Below are 21,006 nucleotides of genomic sequence, written 5' to 3' on the forward strand. Positions count from 1 at the left end.
CTAAAATTTATTAAATTAGTAATCTCTAAAAATCATATTCCGCATCTTTTTTAGCACGAATTTCTGCAAACGCATCAGCTACCATCACTGTATCCTCAGCTAAACGCTCAAGGCGGAATAAGACGTCATCATTCACAATTTCCTTCCGTAAAAAATCCTTTTCTTCTATAAATACATACGTTGGAACGATATGAGCTTTCATATAAGCAAGAATTGGCTTTAACTGCTGCTCAATCATTAGGTAGTGCTTCGCTGTGCCAGCTGTACAAACTGTACTCACCACTTTATCGCGAAACGCATTGACAGGTAGTAAGTCAAAAATATTTTTCAACGTTGCCGGAATCGAAGCTTGAAATGTTGGCGTTCCAATGACAATTGCATCTGCAGCCATAATTGTTTCGGCTACATATTTTGTATCTCCATCATATTCAAAATAATTTCGTCCATCACTAAACTCCATTTTGTATTCAGCAAGATCTAGTAACACTACCTCATGCTCTGGATATTTATTTTGTATGATTTCAACCACCTTACTGATGGCTGTTTTTGTTTTCGAACCAACAATTGAACCAGCTAGTGCAACAATTTTCATGCTGAACACTCCTTATTTTACTGTATATTTTTTAATCGCAGGTAATATATCGTTCCCTATAATTTCGATATTTTTCATTAATTTATCGAATGGCACACCGCCAAAATCAATTTGTGCCATAAATCGTTGCATGCCATAGAGCTCGTATTGATATAGTAATTTTTCAATAATTTGATCTTTACTTCCGACCATTAAGGCGTCTCGTGTATCTGGCGCTTGTGCAAATTGTTGCTTTGGATAACCCGCGCCACGAATTGCTTGGAATCCACCATTTAAATGTGGATACATCCCTTGTAGTGCCTCTTTCGTCGTATCAGCAACATAAAATAGGCTTGTTGTAGCAATCGGTAACTCTTTCGGATCAAAACCACTTCGCTCCGCTGCTTCTCTGTAGGCATCTACTGATGGCTTAAAGTTCACAGCAGGACCACCTAATGTCGTTAACATCATTGGAATGCCCATATAGCCTGCTTTAATGGCACTTGCTGGTGGTCCACCAACAGCTCGCCAAATTGGCAACGAGCCATTTTTAGGTTGTGGCAAAATTTGCGCATTACGAAGTGGTGCACGGAATTGTCCTTCCCAAGTGACAAGGTCATTGTCATTTATTTTTTTCAGCAGCTCTAATTTTTCTTCAAAAATTTCTTCATAATCCTTTAAATCAACGCCTAGTAAATCATATGCACCTACTCGAGAGCCACGCCCCGCAACAATCTCTGCACGGCCATCTGAAATTAAATCAATCGTCGCAAAATCTTCATATACGCGCACTGGGTCAGAGACACTTAGTACCGTAGCGGAGCTTGCTAATTTAATTTTTGATGTAGCTTGTGCGATTGCTCCTAAAACAACCGTGTGTGCCTGTGTAGTAAAGTACGATTGATGACTTTCGCCCACACCAAATACATCAATACCTGCTTGTTCTGCAAGCTGACTTGCTTCAACTAGCTCTTGGATTCGTTGCTGAGCTGAAATACGTTCGCCTGTTAATGGATTTGGAATATGATCCCCTAATGAATAGAGACCAAATTCAATGCCTTTCGATTGATCAATGCGGTATTTTTCCATGATTAATCCTCTCCTTAATCTAGTGGTTCTAAAATAGCTTCGATTTCTGCACGTTTTTCTTCTAAAAATGGAGGGAGATCAAGTTCCTTGCCAAGATCCTCTACTGCCGAATCAACTGTAAATCCTGGACCATCTGTCGCCATTTCAAATAAAATTCCATTACGATCTCTAAAATAAAGACTTTGGAAATAATAACGGTCCACAACGCCAGTACTTTCAAAGCCCCACTCTTTAATTTTGGCATCCCATTCTTGCAATTCCTCCACTGTACTAACACGTAGTGCTAAATGATGAATACTACCACGACCAGGTTTCTCACTAGGCCCTTCTAATTCTTTAACGACGATTTCTCCAAGTACTTCTCCAGGAATAGATTGCAATACGGCCTCTTTTTCACTTTCTATAACAGCTGTAAAATTAAATAGCTCTTTTAATAAGCTCACTGTCCGTTGCAAGTAACGAACTGTCATTTCAACTGTACCCATTCCTAAAATGCGATGTTCCCCCGGGATATCAGAGCCGTCCCATGGTTGCCAATGAGCTGGTGTTTCGTGACCATGATTATTTAAAAGCACCATTCGTAACCCTTCATGATCCTCAAAAAACAATGCATCTTTACCTGCATAAGTTTTTATTTCACTATGTTCAACCTCTAATTCTTGAAAACGATTTTTCCAAAATTGCAGACTTTCATAGCTTGGAACTAGTAGTCCAATACGTGTAATGGCATTTGTTCCTCGAACTGTTCGTCCTGCTACGGGCATTTCAAAAAATGTTAATTCTGTACCTACAGCTCCTGTTAAGTCTCCATAAAATAAGTGATACATGGAAGGCGAATCTTGGTTGACTGTTTTCTTCACACGACGTAGGCCGAGAATTTTTGTATAAAAATCATTATTACGTTTGCCGTTTTTTGTTAGCATTGATATATGATGATGTCCGCTTAATTTGTTCATAAATGTTTCCTCCTCGTTTTCACTTGACTAAGCAAGTGATATGACAAAAAAAATCACGCTTGTGGTAATTTTTTTTCACGACTATGCTTTTCTAATTTTGCCATGAGTCTATTTAAAGTTATCATTTCTTCTTCTGTTAATACTTCTTCAAAAAATGAAGATTGAAACTGTAGCTGACTTGGTGTTGCCTCATCGATCATCTGCTCGCCTTTAGCTGTCAGAGAGATTGTTTTGGTCTTCCAATTTTGTTTTCGTTCAATAAGTCCATCTTTTTCTAGACGAGCAAGCATCCGAGACATACCACCTTGCGTCACTGTCACTTTCTCTGCTAACTGTGATTGCGTTAACGGTGCAAATGTCTTTATTTGTATTAGGACATCAAACTGTGCAGTCGTTAAGTCAAAATGCTTTAAAAAATCATTGGATAGCTGATTACTTTGATTTGTAAAGCGCATCATCCGAATCCATGTCAGTGATCCGAGCGTGTGTTTTCGCATCGCTTCCTCCTCCTCTTATTTATCACTTTACCACGCAAGTGATAAATAAGCAAGGATAATATCTCGAATTCAAGATATTATCCAGTGTGAAGCTCACACTATATAATGCCATGCGTCGTAATTGGATATAAGTTTCCTTTAAAGGCAAAAGAAATTCTCCCTGTTTCTTCGGACACTATCATGACAAGCGCATCACTGACTTCACTTAATCCTAATGCTGCACGATGTCTCATTCCTAATTTTTTTTCCCCTGTGTATCTCTCTGAAAGTGGCAGTACATTTGCTGCTGATTTAATTAAATTTTTGCTTATTAAAACGGCGCCATCATGCAGTGGATTTCCAGGAAAAAAAATAGATTCTAATAAGGAATGCGTCACTTCAGCGCCAATATGAATACCAGGCCTTAAAATAGATGATACAGAATCCTCCCGTTCAATAACAATTAGTCCGCCGTGTCTTCTTTTTGACATATTTTGTACGCTATGCGAAAGCTCAGGATATTTTTCAGTAAACGGTGAAAGATAGCAATTCAAATAAAACGTAGCGGCCTTCATTTCAATCGTTACAAATTTCTCTTTTATTTTTTCAAAATTCCCCAGAAGACAGTTTGTATTAGTATCCATAGCTTCTACACTTTGCTGTAATGAAATAATGACCTGCAAAAGCTCTTCCTTTAATGTTTGTTTCATTGGTGAAAAATCGCAATTTGTTGGATCCAAAAAAACACCCCGCTTTTCAAATTTATTATGTATTTATTTTTAGTTTCTCTAAATGGAATTATTTTATTCGCTTTTGATTTCATTATGTCAATTTTTCTAAAAAATTTGTTTTCAGAAAATATAATGAAAATGAAGTCACTATGAAAGACTTGATTATTAAAGGTAATCTAATACAAAATAAAAAATATCATACACTTAGGATATCTAATTTCACGATATAAATTTCGTTTCTTATACTATGGGGCATTTTAATGTAATAATAAATTAGGTCAGTTTCGAAACTTTTACATATATTGGTACGTATTAGTATTAAAAATACTGTGAGGTGAGGAACTTGAGTAAAAGTAAGGTATTCGTAATCTTTTTTTTATTCATTTTTGTAGGCGTACTTGCAGCAGGTTTTTATACTCTTAGTGATGTTCTAGTTGAAAAAACAGTTAAAATTGATGAACAAAATGTTATAGAGAAAAACGATGAATACTATCTTTTAATTGATGAACGTGAGTTATCATTATCAAAGAAATTTTACGATAAAATTGAATTAGAAAAATACAACGAATATAAAATTAAGTATGTTTATAAGCGAGTGAAAAAAAATGATGGTGAAGTCGTGATGCTTAAAAGATATGGTGAACAGCCCTGGGGTAAATAATGTAGTGGAAGACTGGTAGTGAAATAAATAGTTGTTTGTTTCTGTTCTTTTACAGATAAAGAGGGCGTTAGTTTAAGTAGCAAATAATAAAATAAAATGGTTACCTATTGGAGGTGCTTTTTGAAACGAATTACGTTGTTGTCGTTTTTACTTTTACTTATGATTTCCCCCTCTGTGCAAGCACTATCTTGGGCTTATCCTTCTGTCGTTTGGAAAGGAAACGTTTATGAAGTTAAAAAAGAAGAATTAATTGAAGATAATAAAATTGGTAAAATTATAGGAGAAGTAAAGACCAAGCCAAATAATATGACAGGAAATTATTGCGGAAATGCCTCAAACTATTACCCAAAAGGGGCACATTATTATGAAATAAAAGGGACATCAACTTCCATTGCAATTGCAGTAAAAGAAGATCGTCACTGGGTGAAAGCTGTTTTTGTTCATAAAGCCCCTTTTCACATAATGAATGGAATTACTAACTTTTACTTCATATTAGCTGTTGTTCTATTTGTAATTGGAGTTATTTTATTCAGAATTAAAATGTCCAAAGAGTGTATCCATTAGCTTATCTAATGGATACACTTGTTATTTTTGCTTACATTTGTCCAACACGAATTTTCTTAATAATGCTAAATGTCGTGTAGGCAGCAGCCGGCGCTAGTACAAAAATAAAAATAAGCCAAACCGTTAAGTTGTCCGTAGCTTTTAGCGTGTCATAATTAGAGATAACAAAAAAGATAAGTCCAAATAATAATAAATAGCTCAGCACATTTGGAAAAATAACAATTAAACGCAATAGTGCTGGTGGCATTTTTTGCTGATTCATATTAAACCACTCCCCTTTAGTCAATTATACAAAAATCTACTATTTACCGCATTATTTTTCTTCAATATTCCAAATTTTCGTATTACATCAATTACTACATTGTATTTGGTCTTTTTTCTATTAATAGTCGGGATAATTTAATAGAATACAAGCCTTGCTTCATTAATGTAGCAAGGCTTTTCAAAGTTATTTATTCAAATCTATACATTCACAAACTATTGTTTACTCTTTTTTTAGATGGAACAAATAAAGTTAAAACAAATGCGAGTATCGCTAAGATTGTCATGAAATAATAAGCATCACTTGAACCTAAAATGGAAGCAAGCGTACGTATACCTTCAGCCGTCGCATTCGGTGTTTCTACTAGCAATGTTTTTGCATGGTTTGTTGTTTGTGCTGTGAAAATTGTAATGACGACAGCAGAACCGATTGCACCTGCAATTTGTCGTAATGTATTATTCACTGCTGTACCATGTGTGACAAGTGTTTTAGGTAAGGCATTCAAACCAGCTGTGTTCAATGGCATTGTGATAAAACTCAACCCTATACGTAGAAAAATGGTACGTATCATTAAAAAGTTAAATGTTGTTGTTTCTGTTAAATCTGTTACAACCCACATGGAAGGAATGACGAAAATCAAACCGATAATAAATAACGGCTTTGCACCAAAGCGGTCATACATTTTTCCGGTCACTGGAGACATAAAGGCATTTACAAGAGCACCCGGTAATAATAATAAACCAGCGTCTAATGCCGTAAACCCTCTTCCATTTTGTAAATACATCGGTAATAAAATCATATCCGCATACATCATCATTGTGACAATGATGTTGATGATGGACGTTAGCGTAAATAGTTTATTTTTAAAAACGGATAAATTAAGAAGTGGATCAGAAGATTTCATTTGTCGAAGACAGAATAATGCAGTAGTCATTACCCCCACAAGTATAGTAACTATTACAATATTATCATTCCAGCCATGGCTACCTGCATTACTAAAACCATACAAAATAAAACCAAAGCCAATTGTCGATAAAATAACACTCACTACATCTAACTTCGTGTTTGCTGTTTCTGAAACATTAATTAAATATTTCATTGCCATGAATATAACAATCACGACAAATGGAATTATTCCGATAAATAACCAACGCCATGAATAATAATCGATAATGAAACCTGCTAAAGTTGGTGCAATGGCTGGAGCAAAAATCATTGCAAGCCCAATTAACCCCATCATACTACCTCTTTTTTCAGGAGGGAAAATAAACATTACGATGCTCATTAGCAATGGCATAATAATTCCTGCTCCAACCGCTTGAATCATACGACCTATTAGTAAAGTTGTGAAGTTCGGAGCTATTGCACAAAAAATAGAGCCTACTAATAAAAACAGCATTGAACTTATAAATAATTGTCGTGTTGAAAAACGTTTCATTAAGTATGCTGTAATAGGGACTAGCACCCCATTTACTAACATAAATCCAGTAGCTAACCACTGGACTGTTGTAGCAGAAACGGAAAATACGTCCATTAAATTACTCAATGCAACGTTTAACAGCGTTTGATTAAGGGTAGATAAAAAACACCCGAAAATTAATACTGTTAATAATACTTTTTTATTTATTGATTCCGACATTTCATTCTGCCTCTTTCTACTTGTTTTATTAACATCATGTCAATAAAATAGATAATAACACGTTTATTTTTTGATTCCTATTTACAATTTTTCAAGAAGTGTCAATTAAACAACAAAAATAAAAATACTATTAATTAAATTTGTATTTAATAGATAAAGGAGAATGAAATTGACCACACAAAAAAAGCAAGACCCACGAGCTATTCGCTCTAAACGGGTCTTTAAAGAAGCTGTCGTAGATATATTAATCGAAAACCCAGATATTTCGAAACTTACAGTACAAAAAATAGCCCAACGTGCAGAGCTAAATCGAGCAACTTTTTATTTACATTTTGTCGATATAAATGATTTATTAAAACAAGTAGTTTACGATATTTTCGACGACCTGTTGTCGAAAATGTCTCCAACTTTACAAATTGATAATTTAAATAATCAAGAACAACTAATTACGTTTTTAGATTATATTTATAAGCACAGGAAAATTTTAGCTGTGTTATTTGAGCACCCTGGTTTCAATAAAAAAATGCATATGACATTAAAGGACTTGATTGTCATACAACGTAAAAGTGAAGGTGCTGATAGTACACTATCAATGGATATTCTCGCCTCTTCCATACTGGGGATCCTTATGTGGTGGCTCAGAAATGGGGTACATTTCAGCTCCGAGTATATAGCAAATCAAATCGTTGAATTATATCGATAAAAAGGTATTCCGCCCATGCTTTTGATGCAGAGACAAATTAATTGTTGTTGCTTTCACACAGAAAACAATTTGCTAAATAAAGATAAAAGTAGCTTTTAAATGAAATGTCATTTAAAAGCTACTTTACGTTTTTGGCTGAAAGAAGTTAAATTAACTTATTGTTATTCCATGTAAATACTGATTGGTCGGATGTAAGGAAGGTTTGTGGGAAAACCTCCTGTGCATCTGCTAAAAATTCCGGTAAATCTTGTGGTAAAAAGCGGGCACTTAAATGGTTCAGAAGCAAATAGTTTGCACCTGCTTGTTGTGCTACATTAGCCGCTTCGACATTTGTAGAGTGTCCATAGCTCGCTGCTAAATCTGTCGTAGTGCCATCAAAGGTCGCTTCATGAATAACGATATCTGCTCCAATAGCTAATGAAACAGCCTCTGGACAGTATTTTGTATCGCCTAATATTGTGAGCGTAAAGCCTTTTTTCGGCGGAGCAACGACATCTTTTGCATAAACAATAGTGCCATCTGCAAGCTCAATATCTTTCCCAGCTTTTAGTTGTCCTAATATCGGGCCTTTAGGAACACCTAGAGCCTGTGCTTTTTCCATTAACAATTCACCAGGTAAATCTTTTTGTTCTATACGGTAGCCAAAGCATGGAACTACATGTCGCAATTCACTTGCACTTACTGTGAAGTGTTCGTCCTCATAAATAACACCTTCATGGACTTCAACAAATTGTAATGGATATGTTAAATGTGTCTTTGATAAGGCTAAGGTTTGCTCAATCCATTGCTGTAAACCTTGAGGGCCAAATATTGTTAATGGCTCATCTCCACCTTGAAATGAACGAGAGCTTAAAAAGCCAGGTAGGCCAAAAATATGGTCACCATGTAAATGTGTAATGAATATTTTCGTTACTTTACGTGGCTTTAACGATGTGTGCAAAATTTGATGTTGAGTCGCCTCCCCACAATCAAAAAGCCACATTTCCCCCACTTCATCTAAAAGCTTCACCATTAAGGCACTTGTATTTCGTTCCTTTGAAGGCATTCCTGCGCCTGTTCCTAAAAAATGTAGTTGCACATATGCCACCTCACTTCTATTTCTATCGCTTTATTGTACCTTATCGTGCACAATAAGAAAAACCTTTGGTCATTAGTGCAGTCCAAAGGTTTCGTAATTATTTCGGCTCCCATGATACGAGCGCAGCGTGGAAATCATGACGATAATAATAACGCCCATTCTTTTCCTCAATAAATGGCAAAAGCGACTCTTCAACATGTGCTCTATTAAAAGAATCATTCAATATTTTTTTACTTTGTGTTGTTACAAGCTGCTCATAGCTGTCATATTCATATACTCGTTCTAATGGGATAATTTTGCATTCGGCATAAATATCCATTTCATAGAGCAAGTTTAAAAATTCTATATAATCTCTTCGTGGAAATTTAATATCGTAGCCATACTTTTCGTATAAAATTTCATAATGGGGTTGAATCGGCCCTGTCGTCATGCCAATAATTGCACGCTTTTTAGCTAGACGATTCATATGGTAAAGTGCTGATTTGATGTCATACATACGATAGAAGCAATTGACACCGATGACGATATCGTGCGCTTCTACTTCATCCTCAGCAAGGTTTTCCCATTTTGCGTGAAGATAAGAAACATGTTGCCTATCTTCCATGCAATTTTCTAAATAGGTAAGAATACTTGCTGAGCTATCTACACAAGTTAGCTTTCGCACATGCTCAGCAAGCGGAAATGTATAATTGCCCCAACCTGGACCAATTTCCAATACCGATTGCTCGGGTTGAATACTTTTTTTAATTTCGTGAAAAATTTTTGCAGCATAAGGATCTGTTTGTCCAGCCTTTTTATGGGCGATGGACTGCGCCCAAAACTGCTCCTCTAATTGATCATTGACCATTCTTTCAGGCATTTGGCCATGCCAGTCTTTCATCCCTTCCTGCCATAACGCCTCATAATCAATGGCTAACGGACCTTTTCTTGTCATACAGGTACCTCTAAATTCATAATTTCGTATACTTTTTTCATATCAAGATTCGCACGCACATGCTTTGCCAGCATATTGTATGCATCTTCTCTACGTTCTGCGTCACTTTTTACATCACTTGGTAAAGCAGAGAGGCCCTTTTTCACGCGAATGTCGTTGATGAGCTGTCGTGTAAAGGTGCGATTATGGAATAAACCGTGGAAATATGTTCCGATTACTAATTCATCTGCACTTACTGCCCCATCTAAGCGCCCATCTGTAAGCTGTAAAAATGGCGATACTTCATCACGCAAAATTTTTGTACGTCCTAGATGAATTTCATAACCAGTAAACGTATCCTGCCCTCTTGTTCCTGTCATTTGAACTGTCTTTTTATCGCCAACAAATACAGTTTCCATTGGCAATAATGCTAAGCCTTGCGCTGACTCGCCATTTCCTTCTACTGCATCAGGATCTAGCAACGTTTCACCTAGCATTTGGAAGCCACCACAAATGCCAATAATTTTTGTCCCTCGTGCACGTAAATTAGCAATCGCTTGATCGAATCCCTGTGCCTTTAACCAAGCTAAATCATCTATTGTACTTTTGGTTCCAGGTAATATAAGTAAATCGGGAGTACCAAGCTCATTGACATTGCCGATTAAACGTACACCAACCTCTGGCTCATCAAAAAATGGATCAACATCTGTAAAGTTTGAAATGCGCGGCAAGCGAATCATGGCCACATCCACCGCAAACTCTCCAGGCTTAGGCTTTTTAAAGCGTAATGAAGATAATGCTAGTGAGTCTTCAGCCTCTATATTGACCTCTACATACGGTACAACTCCAAGGACAGGAATCCCCGTTTCACGTTCTACCCATTCAATGCCATCATCAAGTAACTCACGCATTCCTCTGAATTTATTAATAATCAGCCCTTTTACACGTGCACGTTCTGCATCGTCAAGTAATGCGAGCGTTCCAACAATCGATGCAAACACGCCACCTCGATCGATATCTGCAACTAGCACAACCGCAGCATCCGCTAGATGAGCCATGCGCATATTAGCTATATCACGGTCTTTCAAATTAATTTCTGCCGGGCTTCCCGCACCTTCAAGGACAATGACATCATATGTATTTTGTAAAGTCCGCACTGACTTTTCAACGATTGGCATCGCTTCTTGGACGAATTGATTGCGATAGCTTTTAGCGTCCATATTTAAAAAATGTTTACCATGAACAATCACTTCCGATACCATATCCTGCTTAGGTTTTAGCAATATCGGATTCATATCCGTAGTAGCGACAACACGTGCCGCCTCTGCTTGTACACCCTGTGCACGACCAATTTCCCCGCCATCTTGAGTAACAAACGAATTCAGGGCCATATTTTGCGATTTAAACGGTACTACCTTTAACCCATCATCAGATAAAATACGGCACAGCGCAGTACATATCATACTTTTCCCTACATCAGAAGCCGTTCCTTGAATCATGATAGATTTTGCTGGCATAGTCTTTTCCCCTTCCTTATTTTTTGTTGAAGCGCGGGTGTTCTTCTTCCTTCCGCGGGTATTTCGCTCCATATCGCGGGTATTCTTCCTCGTTCCGCGGGTATTTCACTCCATATCGCGGGTATTCTGCTTCCTTCCGCGGGTATTTCTCCATAGCGCGGGTGTTCTACTTCCTTCCGCGGGTATTTCTCCAAAGCGCGGGTATTCTGCTTCCTTCCGCGGGTATTTCTCCATAGCGCGGGTACTCTTCTTCCTTCCGCGGGTATTCCAATTCAAAGCGCGGGTATTCTTCCTCGTTCCGCGGGTATTTCATTTCAAAGCGCGGGTACCCTTTCCGATTCACCGTGCATCAATTAAAATTCTAAACCTTTAACTGCTGGTATGCCTTCCTCATAATAGTGCTTAGTCGCATCAATTGTTGATACTAAATCGGCCATTTCCACAAGTGCTGGGTTAGCGCTACGTCCGGTTACTACTAAATGCATGGTAGATGGGCGTTGCTGAATGGCTTCGATAACTTCGGATAATGGGAGCACATCATCGATTGGGAATTTTGTTATTGCAAGTGCGTTGTTGAGTTCGTCTAATACGAGTAGATCAATGCTGTCGTCTTGCAGGGCGACCTTTGTTTTTTCCCATGCCTTTGCTAAAGCGGCACGATGTTCCTCGGGTGTTTTTGTCCAAGTGAAGCCGATGCCCATTTGCTCCATTTCTACGCCAAGCTTTCGAAGAGCAATTTGCTCTCCGTATGTGCGCTCGGGTGATTTTATAAATTGCATATATCGGACATTTAGGCCTCGACCAACTGCGCGTAATGTGACACCTAGGGAAGCTGTTGTTTTGCCCTTTCCTTCACCTGTATAAACTAAAAACAAACCTTTTCTAGCCATTGTTTAAGCCTCCCTTAAAGCCATGTTGTTTTTTCTTCGATTGGGCTTCTTTTCTTGTCTTTAAGCTCTTGCTCTTCTGGATAGCCAATAAAGATTGTTCCTACTACTTTTTGTGATTCATTTGCGCCTATAAATGCATGCATACGTGGGTCATGAACTAGCCCTACACCGCGTGTACGCCATACAAAACCAAGCCCTAACTCCTCTGCGGCAAGCCACATAGACATGATGGCACTGCATACGGCAAAGACATTATCTGCTGTTGCATCAGCATCATTTTCTACAATATCTGCTGTAACAACAATGGCAACAGGCGTTGTTTGAACAACCTTTAGCGAGCTTTCTACTAAATTGGGCTTTGTAGGGAATCGCTCCTGTAAATAAGCATTTGCCATTTCCTCATAGCGTTTCATCGCATCGTCTTGAATAACATAAAAATGCCAAGGCTCACGCATACGGTCATTTGGAGCATATGTGGCAGCTTGTAAAATTTGCTCGATTTTCTTTTTTTCAACAGGCTGTTTCGTGTAATTGCGAATCGCCCGACGATTTTTTAAAGCCTCCATTACTGTCATGATGTGTTTCCTCCTTATGCTCAAATAACTTTTTATGAAAGGGCAAGCCCTTGCTCTTCAAACCATTGAATTTTCTCTCGTACATTGACAACCTCGCCAACGACAATCATGGACGGGTTATGGTAGCCTTCTCGTTCAATAATAGTAGCTATTTCATCAAGCTGACCTGTAATGGTACGCTGTTGATCTGTTGTTCCCCACTCAATTACAGCGACTGGGGTTGTTGCCTTACGACCATTTTCGATGAGTTTTCGAGAAATATAAGCGATATTACCGACACTCATGTAAAAGGCAACTGTATCAATACCTGTTGCAAGTGCAGGCCAATTTAAAAAGTCCTGTCCTTTTTCCTCACGACCGTGCCCTGTTACAAGAGCAAAGCTTGTTGCAAAATCACGGTGTGTTACAGGAATACCAGCATACGCCGGTGCAGCAATTCCTGCTGTAATACCAGGTACAATTTCATAAGCAATACCATTATTTTTTAAGATTTCCGCTTCCTCTGCACCGCGACCAAAAACGAATGGATCGCCACCCTTTAAACGTGTGACAATCTTGCCTTCCTGCGCTTTTTCGACGAGTAATGTATGAATCTCATCTTGAATTAAGTGATGCTTTCCAGGTAATTTACCACAGTACACAAGCTCAGCATCTTTTTTTGCAAACTCTAGTAATTTCGGGTTCACAAGGCGGTCATATGCAATGACATCTGCCTTTTGAATACATTCGAGCCCGTACACTGTAATGAGCTTCGGATCTCCTGGTCCAGCTCCAACTAAATACACTTTTCCGTCTTTCATCGCGCTACTCCCATCAGTATTTGTTGTAAAAATGCTTCACGTCTATCAATCTCTCCATTGCGTGTCCATTCTAGTAAGCTTGGTTCCAGTAATGCTTGTAAAGCGTTGCGTCTTTCTGGACCTTTTTCAAAGTTCGCAGCAATCATTAAACGTGCTTGCTGCAAGAAGCATACATAGTCATCATAGACTTCATCAAATTGCTCTTCGAGGTCATCTTTAATTTTACGCGCTAGCGCTGGACTGGCACCTGACGTTGAAACAGTTAACACTAAAGGACCACGGCGCACTGTTGCAGGCGTTATAAAGTCGCTTTCAGCCTGTGCATCAGCACGATTGATGAGCTGCCAATGCTGGGCTGCTTCTTGTACAGCCTCATTTACGGACGTATCATTTGTTGCCGCAATAATGAGTGATGCATCATCTAAATCACGCGGTTCAAATTCTTTTTCATGCCACGTAATTTGACCGGATTCCACAAGTGGCAACAATGAGTTATCTAGAGTAGGGCTTACAACGACAATATTCGCTTTAGCCGGTAGCAGTGATGCAACCTTTTGTGTTGCAACGTGCCCCCCACCAACAATTACTACGGTTTTATATTCAATGTTCATGTGAATAGGAAAATAATTAGTCATGATTTTTCACCTTCTTACAAGCTGTTAACCAATTGTCAACTAGCTTTGGGTTCGATACAAAATGAAAATGAGTGTAGCCAGCTACTAAATTTCCAGCTTGGTAGCCCTCTTGTTTGTTACCAAAGCGCCCCTTCGTTTCATAGGCAGGCGTATTGTTTGAGCCGCTATATTTTGAATAGTGGAATTCATGTCCTTTAGCTTCTTCATCCGTACCAATTAAAAAATTATGTTGTGTGCCAAAAATTTCACGGTAACCTAGAGCTGCTAGCTTTGTTTGCATCGCTACTTCTCCAGGAATAACACCAACCATGTCATAACGGTCACCATTACTATTCGTAATAGCCTCCGTCAAATACATGAAGCCTCCGCATTCAGCTAATGTCGGTAGACCTTTGGCAACCGCTTCACGAATAGACTTTTTGACATCCGAATTTTCCGCTAAAATATCTGCAAATTCCTCTGGGAACCCCCCACCTATATACAAACCGTCTGCTTCTGCGGGAACAGGTTCATTCGCAAGTGGTGAGAAAAATTGCAGCTCTGCTCCTTTTGCACGTAGCAGCGCCAAATTTTCTTCATAATAGAAGTTAAACGCGGCATCCTTTGCTACGGCAATGCAAATATTTTGTGATGGTTGTTCTGCAAATAGTTGCCCTGATTCTTGTAGAACAGGAGCCTTTGTTAATTCAAGCAATAGCTCTAAATCAATCGTTTCCGCCATTAAAGAGCCTAGCTTATCAAAAAATGTATCGAGTTCTCCTCGTTCAATTGCTGGCACTAACCCTAAATGGCGACTAGGAATATCAATCCCTTGCTCACGCTTCAAATAGCCGATCACAGGAATACCGCACTCCTGCTCAATAGCAGCTTTCGCAATTTCATAATGGCCGACACTTCCTACTTGATTGGCAATAACGCCAACGATATTCGGTTGATCGGATAACAATTGGAAGCCTTTCACAACTGCCGCTACACTTCGTGCCATACTCGCACAATTGACAATTAAAATAACAGGACTCTCTGTTACAACACTAATGTCTGCTGCAGAACCAGCATCCGATAGTGGACTTTTGCCATCATAAAAGCCCATTACTCCTTCAATAATGGAAACATCAGCATCTTCACTTGCGCGCGCAACTATATCACGCACTGCTTCATGTGAAAACATCCAGCTATCGATATTACGTGATACCCGTCCTGTAACAGCAGTATGATAAGTAGGGTCAATATAATCTGGACCACATTTAAAGCCCTGCACAATTTTGCCTTTTTCTTGTAATGCTTTCATGAGTCCAATAGTAAAGGTTGTTTTACCAACTCCACTGCCAGTACCTGCAAGTACAAAGCGATTTGTTTGCATAGGCTTCCTCCTTAAAATGTTAATCTAGCAACAGAAATAGTAGCATTGCCTGATTTTTTCTTTTCTAGCACAAGCGACTCCACTTGCGTATAACGCATTGCGGCAGGCTCACTCACTCCGTATGCTCCGGTATATTTAAAAACGGTTTCCGAAGGTGATGGGAAATCAATTTCATTTAATTCCGCTGGTGAATATGTAACAAATTCCCAATCGTATTTCTTCGTTATTTCAAGGAAGCATTGCTCGTCTTTCTTTAAATCAATCGTACATAACGCTTTGACACTTTTTTTCGAAAGCTTCAGCTCAGCAAGAGTTTCATCAATAACTTGCTCAATTTCTTCCACAGATGTCCCGCGATTACACCCCATACCAAGCACGACGGATTTCGGTCGATAAATAACACCATTTTCAAGAAGCACTTCTTCCTCTTGTTCAATGATGCGATCAGTAATGAGCAATGTCCCATGTGGTTTCGCTGTAATCGCCGCATATGTTGACGGATAAATTTTAATTTCCTCTGGCATCGGTGTGTCACGCATCCACCAGTCACGTTCCCCCGTTTCCTGAACAATTGCGACGTGCTCCTCGTTTACAACAGAGGCACTTACAGGTGTCAGTTTATCAGCACTATCCCATACCCAACCAAAACGTGCCCCAAATAAATCAACCGGAATCGTTTTTTGCACATCTGAAGCTGTCGTAATAATTGGATTTGCTCCAAGCGCCGCAGCAACTTCATGCGTCAGCTCATTGGCGCCACCAAGATGTCCCGATAAAACACTAATTACATTTTCACCACGATCATCAATAACAACTACGCCTGGATCTGTCTTTTTATCCTTTAAAATCGGTGCTATCATGCGAACAACTGCACCGAGTGAGATGATTAAAATTAAGCCTTTATATTGCTTAAAAAGAGTAGGAAGCAGTAAACGCACAGTACCTGTAAACATTTGAATATGCTTTTCTGCTTCATCCCCCTGCTCAAATTTGCTCATGTAATATAAGTCGCTCGCAGCAAAAGTATGCTGCAAGCGACGTCCAATTTGAACACCATGCTTTGTAATGGCGACAACTGCATATGGATTTCGTTGGTCAACCTCTGGTAAGACGCCCTCTTGTAACTCAATCACTTGTCTTCACACCTTTTCTAAAGCCATGTGTGAAAGTAGCATCATATAATTTCGAACGATATTGATCTTTATCATGAATAGTCGGATCTAATGCCCAGCCAGCTAAAATCATCGCATGCTTACGAATACCGTTCACACGCATTGCTTCATCCAGTTCAATTAAAGTTGTACGTACGATTTTTTGATCTGGCCAAGAAGCTCGTTGAATAACAGCTACTGGCGTATCATCAGCCCAGCCAGCACTTTGTAATTCTTTTACTATTTTCTTCGTTAGCGTTGCGCTTAGGAATAATGCGATCGTACAGTGATGACTCGCTAAATCGCGTAGCTTTTCGAATTCTGGTACAGGGGTACGTCCTTCGGCACGCGTTAAAATAAGTGTTTGTGTTAAGTCAGGAATTGTTAATTCAGCCCCGATTGCCGCTGCAGAAGCGAAAACAGAGCTTACACCAGGAATAACCTCATAACCAATGCCTTCTTTTTTTAATAGGGCCACCTGCTCCATGATTGCACCATACATAGCAGGGTCTCCCGTATGCATACGAGCTACTACTTTACCCGCGTTAACACGATCTACCATGACCGCTACCATTTCCTCTAAATGCATACCTGCTGTACGAATAACTTCAGCATCTGGTCTTGCCTTTGCAATCAGGTCTTCATTCACTAAAGAATCTGTATACATAACAACGTCTGCTGTTTGTAGCATATGTAAGCCTTTAACTGTAATTAAATCTGGATCACCAGGACCAGCGCCGACAATATATATTTTCTTCATTATTTACGCACCACCATTAACGTTAAATATTCTAGATCGACACCGTCTAGTTCGCGTACATCCCAAATGATTTCCTCATCAGATGTTACCTTCGTTACGACTGATGCCTTATCAAGTAAGTCTAAATCACGTAGTACCTCAAGCATTAAATCAATAACCTTCGCTACTTTTATGAACACTACTGCGTCGTGACTTTCAATCGCTTCACGCATAGCCTCATAGTCATCATGAGCAGGTACAATGGCAACACGATCATCGCCATCTGCCAGCGCAATTCCAAGTCGTGATGCTGAACCGTTGAACGAAGAAATACCAGGAACTGTTCGAATTTCAACTTCAGGGTGCATGTCCTGCATAAGCTTCATCATATGAATGAACGTACTATATAATAATGGGTCTCCTTCTGTTACGAATGCAACGTCCTTACCTTCTAGTAATTTTTCATAGACAAGTTGAACTGATTTCGTCCATTCACGTTCTAATACAGCTTCATCCTTTGTCATTGGAAATACTAAGCCAAGCATATCCTTTTCTTCCGGGTTAATGTAGACATCTACGATACGATGTGCGTAGCTTTTACTGCCCTTTAGTTTTTTCGGATACGCGATAACAGGGGATTCCTGAATGACACGAAATGCCTTAACTGTTATTAACTCTGGATCGCCAGGACCTACGCCCAAGCCATATAAAATACCAAGATTACTCATGATTTTCTTCCTTTCTATATGCAGAAATAATGTAAATCGGATTTAATGGGACAAAACGTGTCATATCTAATATTGGTTTGCTGCGTGCAAGTTGCGCCTGCAATATATCAACAGCAAAGCCACAAGATTTAAACGCTTCGACAGCCTTATATAAATTTTCAATAGTTGCAGCATTCAATACAATACGACCGTTTGCCTTTAAACGTGAACAGCATAATTGTAAGAGCTCCACCATTTCTCCTCCTGTACCACCGATAAATATCGCATCCGGGTCAGGGAAGTTTTCAAGTCCCACTGGCGCTTTACTATGAATAGCTGTAATATCTACACGAAACTTTTGCTGATTTTGCAAGCAATTATCCAAATCAGGTGCGTTTTTTTCTACGGCAAATATTTGACCTTCTGGTGCAAGCTTACCGGCCTCAATAGCCATCGAACCAGTACATGTACCAACGTCCCAAACGATGCTATCCTTTTGTAGCTGCATTGCTTGTAAACTTAAGACACGAATTTCTTTTTTCGTAATTAGACCTTTATCGGGCTTACGCTGCGAAAATTCTTCATCATCAATACCGAGTGCATAGCATTTCGGCACTGAAGTTTGCTGTAGAATGACTACGTTTAAAGGAGAAAAATCAGCCATTTCTAATTCATCAAGCGAATACCAGCCGAATTTTTCATTTGTGCCCTGTAAATTTTCTGCCACAAATGCACGGTATTCTGTCATGCCAAAATGCTTTAAATAACGTGCCAACTCATTTGGATTATTCTCTGCATCTGTTAGCAGTGCCACTTTCTTTTTACCATCAATACGTTGTGCTAAACCTTTCATCGAGCGCCCATGAATACTTGTGACATACGCATCCTGCCAGCTTTCTCCCATCTTAGAAAAAGCAAGCTGCACTGAGCTCATATATGGATAAACTTCAATGTCTAGCTTTTTCGCTAAATACCCACCGATTCCGTAAAATAGTGGATCTCCTGACGCTAAAATAACTGTATTTCTCGTTTCCGCAGACAATCTTTCAACTAGCGCTGAAAGACCACCTTTTATCAACATTTTTTCACCGGTAAAGTTCGGGAAAAATTCTAGAACACGATCTCCACCAACAAGCACCTCACAGTCTTCAATCCACTGCACGTATTGTGGTAGTAAGCTTTCTTGTCCGTTATCCCCGATTCCAATCAATTTCATCGATCGATGCAATGTCATCAGCCCTTCCTAATAATTGTCCCTGCATCGAATAAATCGATGTGGAAAGCGTTAAACCGCCCTTAATGTGATGTATGGATGAATAGCAGCACGCCTCACATAAACGGTTGAAAAATGCATCATAACCTTTTTCCGCCATAATTTCACCAACTTGTGAAGCAGTGTTAGCCTCTCGTACCTCGGCTACGGTTTCTTCATCAGCCCCTATATCCACTGCTAATTGAGCTAAAGAATTAAAATCGATAGGAGCACTTTTGGAGTGCACCATCATGACACCTTGTGCCACTTTCGAGAATTTCCCCATCATCCCAACAAGCGATACTTTCTTCATACCAAGTCGCTTACAATGCTTTAATGTAAAGCCAACAAAATCGCCCATCTCAATGAACGCTTCCTCTGGCAAATCAGGGTATTGTGCCATTGCATACTTTTCACTGCGTCCACCTGTAGTGACAACTAAATGCTCACAACCAGCCTCTTTTGCAACACTAATCGCTTGGACGATGCTGGCCATATACGCGGAACTCGAAAAAGGCACGACGGTTCCCCTTGTGCCTAAAATGGAGATGCCTCCAATAATACCAAGGCGCCCATTTAACGTTTTTTTAGCAATTTCCTCACCTTCAGGGACGGAAATAACTACGTTAACGCCTCGTTTAATTTGAAATTCATCAAGTACGCCTTGTACAGTACTATGAATCATCTTTCGTGGCACAGGATTGATGGCTGCTTCTCCAACAGGTACTGGTAAGCCGGGCTTTGTTACACGCCCGACACCAATTCCACCGTCCAGATGAATGCCTGGTATATCTGACCAGCTTACTGTGCCAACAATGAGTGCTTTATGGGTTGCATCTGGGTCATCACCAGCATCCTTAATCGTTTCACAGCTAACAGCATCGTTCTGAAATATACATTTTTCTATCGTAAAGGTCGCATCTCGCCCAATCGGTAAATGAATGGTACTAGTTTCTTGCTCTTCATTTGTAATTAAGGCAAGTAATGCAGCCTTCGTTACTGCAGTCGCACAGGATCCCGTTGTATAACCGTGACGCATGTCTTTAGGATCTTTTTTAGGCTTCCGCTCCATTATTTTTTCGCCTGTTCATCCGCTAAAAGTGAGACAGCATTCAATGCGGCAACCGTCACTGTACTACCGCCTTTTCGACCAACATTTGTAATGTACGGAATACCTTCTATTTTTAATAGCTCTTCCTTCGATTCAGCAGCAGAAACGAAGCCAACTGGCATTCCGATAATTAAATCTGGTTTCGCTAAACCTTCTTTAATTAAACGAATTAATTCAAGCAATGCTGTCGGCGCATTACCAATTGCGTAAATACCACCTTCATGTAATTTAGCAGCCTTTTGCATAGAGATAATCGCACGTGTTGTGTTTTGTTTTTTCGCTTCAATTGAAACGTCTTCATCTGCAATATAGCAGTGTAGATCCCCACCATGCTTTTGGAAGCGTTTTTTCCCTGAACCACTTTCAATCATTTGCACATCTGCAATGACATGACGACCTGCAAGAATTGATTTAATACCTGCTTCAATCGCTCCTGGTGTAATAATAACGCTACGTCCTAGTTCAAAGTCAGCAGAAGCGTGAATGATGCGGCGTACAATTTTCCACTCGTCTTCTGAGAAGTTATGCTCGCCCATTTCCTCTGCAATAATTGAGAAACTGTAATCGTAAATTTTATCTGGGTCTACTGTTAATGGTTTGAAATCTGTTTTAAAGTCCATTTGTAT

General features: G+C 39.4%; 24 protein-coding genes. 3 read left to right on the forward strand and 21 right to left on the reverse strand.

Translation table 11 applies throughout. The features are described 5' to 3' along the window. Window positions 1–25: 25 nt before the first annotated feature. From ACFTQ7_RS02770 to cdaS, 5 genes are all read right to left on the reverse strand, one after another. The gene (locus tag ACFTQ7_RS02770; protein ID WP_386827139.1) at window positions 26–592 is read right to left on the reverse strand and encodes an NADPH-dependent FMN reductase; all 567 of its coding nucleotides are present in this window, start codon (window positions 590–592) and stop codon (window positions 26–28) included. Window positions 593–604: 12 nt separating this feature from the next. Then, the gene (locus ACFTQ7_RS02775; protein ID WP_386827140.1) at window positions 605–1,660 is read right to left on the reverse strand and encodes an LLM class flavin-dependent oxidoreductase; all 1,056 of its coding nucleotides are present in this window, start codon (window positions 1,658–1,660) and stop codon (window positions 605–607) included. Between the two features lie 14 nt (window positions 1,661–1,674). Further along, a complete protein-coding gene (locus ACFTQ7_RS02780) occupies window positions 1,675–2,616 on the reverse strand; it encodes a ring-cleaving dioxygenase (protein WP_386827141.1) in 942 nt (313 codons plus the stop codon). A gap of 53 nt (window positions 2,617–2,669) precedes the next feature. After that, window positions 2,670–3,113, reverse strand: a complete 444-nt coding sequence (locus ACFTQ7_RS02785) for a MarR family winged helix-turn-helix transcriptional regulator (RefSeq protein WP_386827142.1) — start codon at window positions 3,111–3,113, stop codon at window positions 2,670–2,672. A gap of 98 nt (window positions 3,114–3,211) precedes the next feature. Next, window positions 3,212–3,832 (reverse strand): sporulation-specific diadenylate cyclase CdaS, encoded by a 621-nt coding sequence (gene cdaS / locus ACFTQ7_RS02790; RefSeq protein ID WP_386827143.1) that lies wholly within the window; start codon window positions 3,830–3,832, stop codon window positions 3,212–3,214. A gap of 325 nt (window positions 3,833–4,157) precedes the next feature. On the opposite strand from cdaS, the gene ACFTQ7_RS02795 reads away from it, so the two are divergent. After that, window positions 4,158–4,484, forward strand: a complete 327-nt coding sequence (locus ACFTQ7_RS02795; protein WP_386827145.1) for a hypothetical protein — start codon at window positions 4,158–4,160, stop codon at window positions 4,482–4,484. A 120-nt stretch (window positions 4,485–4,604) separates the two neighbouring features. Next, the gene (locus tag ACFTQ7_RS02800) at window positions 4,605–5,048 is read left to right on the forward strand and encodes a hypothetical protein (RefSeq protein ID WP_386827146.1); all 444 of its coding nucleotides are present in this window, start codon (window positions 4,605–4,607) and stop codon (window positions 5,046–5,048) included. A 31-nt stretch (window positions 5,049–5,079) separates the two neighbouring features. Here ACFTQ7_RS02800 and ACFTQ7_RS02805 read toward each other — a convergent pair whose 3' ends face one another. Beyond that, window positions 5,080–5,310 carry an acyl-phosphate glycerol 3-phosphate acyltransferase gene (locus ACFTQ7_RS02805; protein WP_386827147.1) on the reverse strand — a complete coding sequence of 77 codons (231 nt, stop codon included), beginning with the start codon at window positions 5,308–5,310 and terminating at the stop codon, window positions 5,080–5,082. Between the two features lie 208 nt (window positions 5,311–5,518). Continuing rightward, window positions 5,519–6,949, reverse strand: a complete 1,431-nt coding sequence (locus ACFTQ7_RS02810; RefSeq protein ID WP_386827148.1) for a DHA2 family efflux MFS transporter permease subunit — start codon at window positions 6,947–6,949, stop codon at window positions 5,519–5,521. 169 nt (window positions 6,950–7,118) lie between these two features. On the opposite strand from ACFTQ7_RS02810, the gene ACFTQ7_RS02815 reads away from it, so the two are divergent. Further along, a complete protein-coding gene (locus ACFTQ7_RS02815) occupies window positions 7,119–7,652 on the forward strand; it encodes a TetR/AcrR family transcriptional regulator (RefSeq protein WP_386827150.1) in 534 nt (177 codons plus the stop codon). A gap of 145 nt (window positions 7,653–7,797) precedes the next feature. Here ACFTQ7_RS02815 and rnz read toward each other — a convergent pair whose 3' ends face one another. The 14 genes from rnz to ACFTQ7_RS02885 form a co-directional block, all read right to left on the reverse strand. Continuing rightward, window positions 7,798–8,730 (reverse strand): ribonuclease Z, encoded by a 933-nt coding sequence (gene rnz, locus ACFTQ7_RS02820; protein WP_386827152.1) that lies wholly within the window; start codon window positions 8,728–8,730, stop codon window positions 7,798–7,800. A 97-nt stretch (window positions 8,731–8,827) separates the two neighbouring features. Continuing rightward, entirely contained in the window at window positions 8,828–9,664 is an 837-nt protein-coding gene (locus ACFTQ7_RS02825; RefSeq protein ID WP_386827154.1) for a class I SAM-dependent methyltransferase, read from the reverse strand. Continuing rightward, window positions 9,661–11,160 carry a cobyric acid synthase gene (locus ACFTQ7_RS02830; protein WP_386827155.1) on the reverse strand — a complete coding sequence of 500 codons (1,500 nt, stop codon included), beginning with the start codon at window positions 11,158–11,160 and terminating at the stop codon, window positions 9,661–9,663. The genes ACFTQ7_RS02825 and ACFTQ7_RS02830 overlap by 4 nt, the downstream gene beginning before the upstream one ends. A 353-nt stretch (window positions 11,161–11,513) precedes the next feature. Continuing rightward, window positions 11,514–12,050 (reverse strand): cob(I)yrinic acid a,c-diamide adenosyltransferase, encoded by a 537-nt coding sequence (locus tag ACFTQ7_RS02835; RefSeq protein WP_386827157.1) that lies wholly within the window; start codon window positions 12,048–12,050, stop codon window positions 11,514–11,516. Window positions 12,051–12,064: 14 nt separating this feature from the next. Then, window positions 12,065–12,625, reverse strand: a complete 561-nt coding sequence (locus ACFTQ7_RS02840; RefSeq protein WP_386827158.1) for a nitroreductase family protein — start codon at window positions 12,623–12,625, stop codon at window positions 12,065–12,067. A 32-nt stretch (window positions 12,626–12,657) separates the two neighbouring features. Next, window positions 12,658–13,425 carry a uroporphyrinogen-III C-methyltransferase gene (gene cobA, locus ACFTQ7_RS02845; RefSeq protein ID WP_386827160.1) on the reverse strand — a complete coding sequence of 256 codons (768 nt, stop codon included), beginning with the start codon at window positions 13,423–13,425 and terminating at the stop codon, window positions 12,658–12,660. Next, complete coding sequence (locus ACFTQ7_RS02850) at window positions 13,422–14,060, reverse strand: precorrin-2 dehydrogenase/sirohydrochlorin ferrochelatase family protein (protein WP_386827162.1); 639 nt, start codon at window positions 14,058–14,060, stop codon at window positions 13,422–13,424. Before ACFTQ7_RS02850 ends, cobA begins: the two co-directional genes overlap by 4 nt. Continuing rightward, window positions 14,053–15,420, reverse strand: a complete 1,368-nt coding sequence (locus ACFTQ7_RS02855) for a cobyrinic acid a,c-diamide synthase CobB (RefSeq protein WP_386827163.1) — start codon at window positions 15,418–15,420, stop codon at window positions 14,053–14,055. Before ACFTQ7_RS02855 ends, ACFTQ7_RS02850 begins: the two co-directional genes overlap by 8 nt. A gap of 11 nt (window positions 15,421–15,431) precedes the next feature. Beyond that, complete coding sequence (locus ACFTQ7_RS02860; protein WP_386827164.1) at window positions 15,432–16,553, reverse strand: cobalt-precorrin 5A hydrolase; 1,122 nt, start codon at window positions 16,551–16,553, stop codon at window positions 15,432–15,434. Next, on the reverse strand, window positions 16,546–17,331 hold the full coding sequence (cobM, locus tag ACFTQ7_RS02865) for a precorrin-4 C(11)-methyltransferase (RefSeq protein ID WP_197143132.1): 786 nt from the start codon (window positions 17,329–17,331) through the stop codon (window positions 16,546–16,548). Before cobM ends, ACFTQ7_RS02860 begins: the two co-directional genes overlap by 8 nt. After that, on the reverse strand, window positions 17,331–18,038 hold the full coding sequence (gene cobI, locus ACFTQ7_RS02870) for a precorrin-2 C(20)-methyltransferase (protein WP_386827166.1): 708 nt from the start codon (window positions 18,036–18,038) through the stop codon (window positions 17,331–17,333). The genes cobM and cobI overlap by 1 nt, the downstream gene beginning before the upstream one ends. Next, the gene (gene cbiE, locus ACFTQ7_RS02875; protein ID WP_386827167.1) at window positions 18,031–19,251 is read right to left on the reverse strand and encodes a precorrin-6y C5,15-methyltransferase (decarboxylating) subunit CbiE; all 1,221 of its coding nucleotides are present in this window, start codon (window positions 19,249–19,251) and stop codon (window positions 18,031–18,033) included. The genes cobI and cbiE overlap by 8 nt, the downstream gene beginning before the upstream one ends. Next, a complete protein-coding gene (locus ACFTQ7_RS02880) occupies window positions 19,208–20,341 on the reverse strand; it encodes a cobalt-precorrin-5B (C(1))-methyltransferase (RefSeq protein ID WP_386827169.1) in 1,134 nt (377 codons plus the stop codon). The genes cbiE and ACFTQ7_RS02880 overlap by 44 nt, the downstream gene beginning before the upstream one ends. Continuing rightward, window positions 20,341–21,000, reverse strand: coding sequence for a precorrin-8X methylmutase (locus tag ACFTQ7_RS02885; protein ID WP_386827171.1), 660 nt, complete (start codon window positions 20,998–21,000; stop codon window positions 20,341–20,343). Before ACFTQ7_RS02885 ends, ACFTQ7_RS02880 begins: the two co-directional genes overlap by 1 nt. Window positions 21,001–21,006: the final 6 nt, after the last annotated feature.

This window comes from Lysinibacillus sp. NPDC056959 (assembly GCF_042674095.1).
Lineage (GTDB): Bacteria > Bacillota > Bacilli > Bacillales_A > Planococcaceae > Lysinibacillus > Lysinibacillus zambalensis.

Excerpts from the sequence above, each read along its gene's own strand:
- cobA (WP_386827160.1), bottom strand. The coding sequence starts at position 13,425 with ATGAAAGACGGAAAAGTGTATTTAGTTGGAGCTGGACCAGGAGATCCG.
- ACFTQ7_RS02770 (WP_386827139.1), bottom strand. The coding sequence starts at position 592 with ATGAAAATTGTTGCACTAGCTGGTTCAATTGTTGGTTCGAAAACAAAA.
- ACFTQ7_RS02880 (WP_386827169.1), bottom strand. The coding sequence starts at position 20,341 with ATGGAGCGGAAGCCTAAAAAAGATCCTAAAGACATGCGTCACGGTTAT.
- ACFTQ7_RS02775 (WP_386827140.1), bottom strand. The coding sequence starts at position 1,660 with ATGGAAAAATACCGCATTGATCAATCGAAAGGCATTGAATTTGGTCTC.
- ACFTQ7_RS02825 (WP_386827154.1), bottom strand. The coding sequence starts at position 9,664 with ATGACAAGAAAAGGTCCGTTAGCCATTGATTATGAGGCGTTATGGCAG.
- cbiE (WP_386827167.1), bottom strand. The coding sequence starts at position 19,251 with ATGACATTGCATCGATCGATGAAATTGATTGGAATCGGGGATAACGGA.
- ACFTQ7_RS02785 (WP_386827142.1), bottom strand. The coding sequence starts at position 3,113 with ATGCGAAAACACACGCTCGGATCACTGACATGGATTCGGATGATGCGC.
- ACFTQ7_RS02855 (WP_386827163.1), bottom strand. The coding sequence starts at position 15,420 with ATGCAAACAAATCGCTTTGTACTTGCAGGTACTGGCAGTGGAGTTGGT.
- ACFTQ7_RS02850 (WP_386827162.1), bottom strand. The coding sequence starts at position 14,060 with ATGACTAATTATTTTCCTATTCACATGAACATTGAATATAAAACCGTA.
- ACFTQ7_RS02780 (WP_386827141.1), bottom strand. The coding sequence starts at position 2,616 with ATGAACAAATTAAGCGGACATCATCATATATCAATGCTAACAAAAAAC.
- ACFTQ7_RS02835 (WP_386827157.1), bottom strand. The coding sequence starts at position 12,050 with ATGGCTAGAAAAGGTTTGTTTTTAGTTTATACAGGTGAAGGAAAGGGC.
- ACFTQ7_RS02840 (WP_386827158.1), bottom strand. The coding sequence starts at position 12,625 with ATGACAGTAATGGAGGCTTTAAAAAATCGTCGGGCGATTCGCAATTAC.
- ACFTQ7_RS02805 (WP_386827147.1), bottom strand. The coding sequence starts at position 5,310 with ATGAATCAGCAAAAAATGCCACCAGCACTATTGCGTTTAATTGTTATT.
- ACFTQ7_RS02830 (WP_386827155.1), bottom strand. The coding sequence starts at position 11,160 with ATGCCAGCAAAATCTATCATGATTCAAGGAACGGCTTCTGATGTAGGG.
- cobM (WP_197143132.1), bottom strand. The coding sequence starts at position 17,331 with ATGAAGAAAATATATATTGTCGGCGCTGGTCCTGGTGATCCAGATTTA.
- ACFTQ7_RS02885 (WP_386827171.1), bottom strand. The coding sequence starts at position 21,000 with ATGGACTTTAAAACAGATTTCAAACCATTAACAGTAGACCCAGATAAA.
- ACFTQ7_RS02810 (WP_386827148.1), bottom strand. The coding sequence starts at position 6,949 with ATGTCGGAATCAATAAATAAAAAAGTATTATTAACAGTATTAATTTTC.
- cobI (WP_386827166.1), bottom strand. The coding sequence starts at position 18,038 with ATGAGTAATCTTGGTATTTTATATGGCTTGGGCGTAGGTCCTGGCGAT.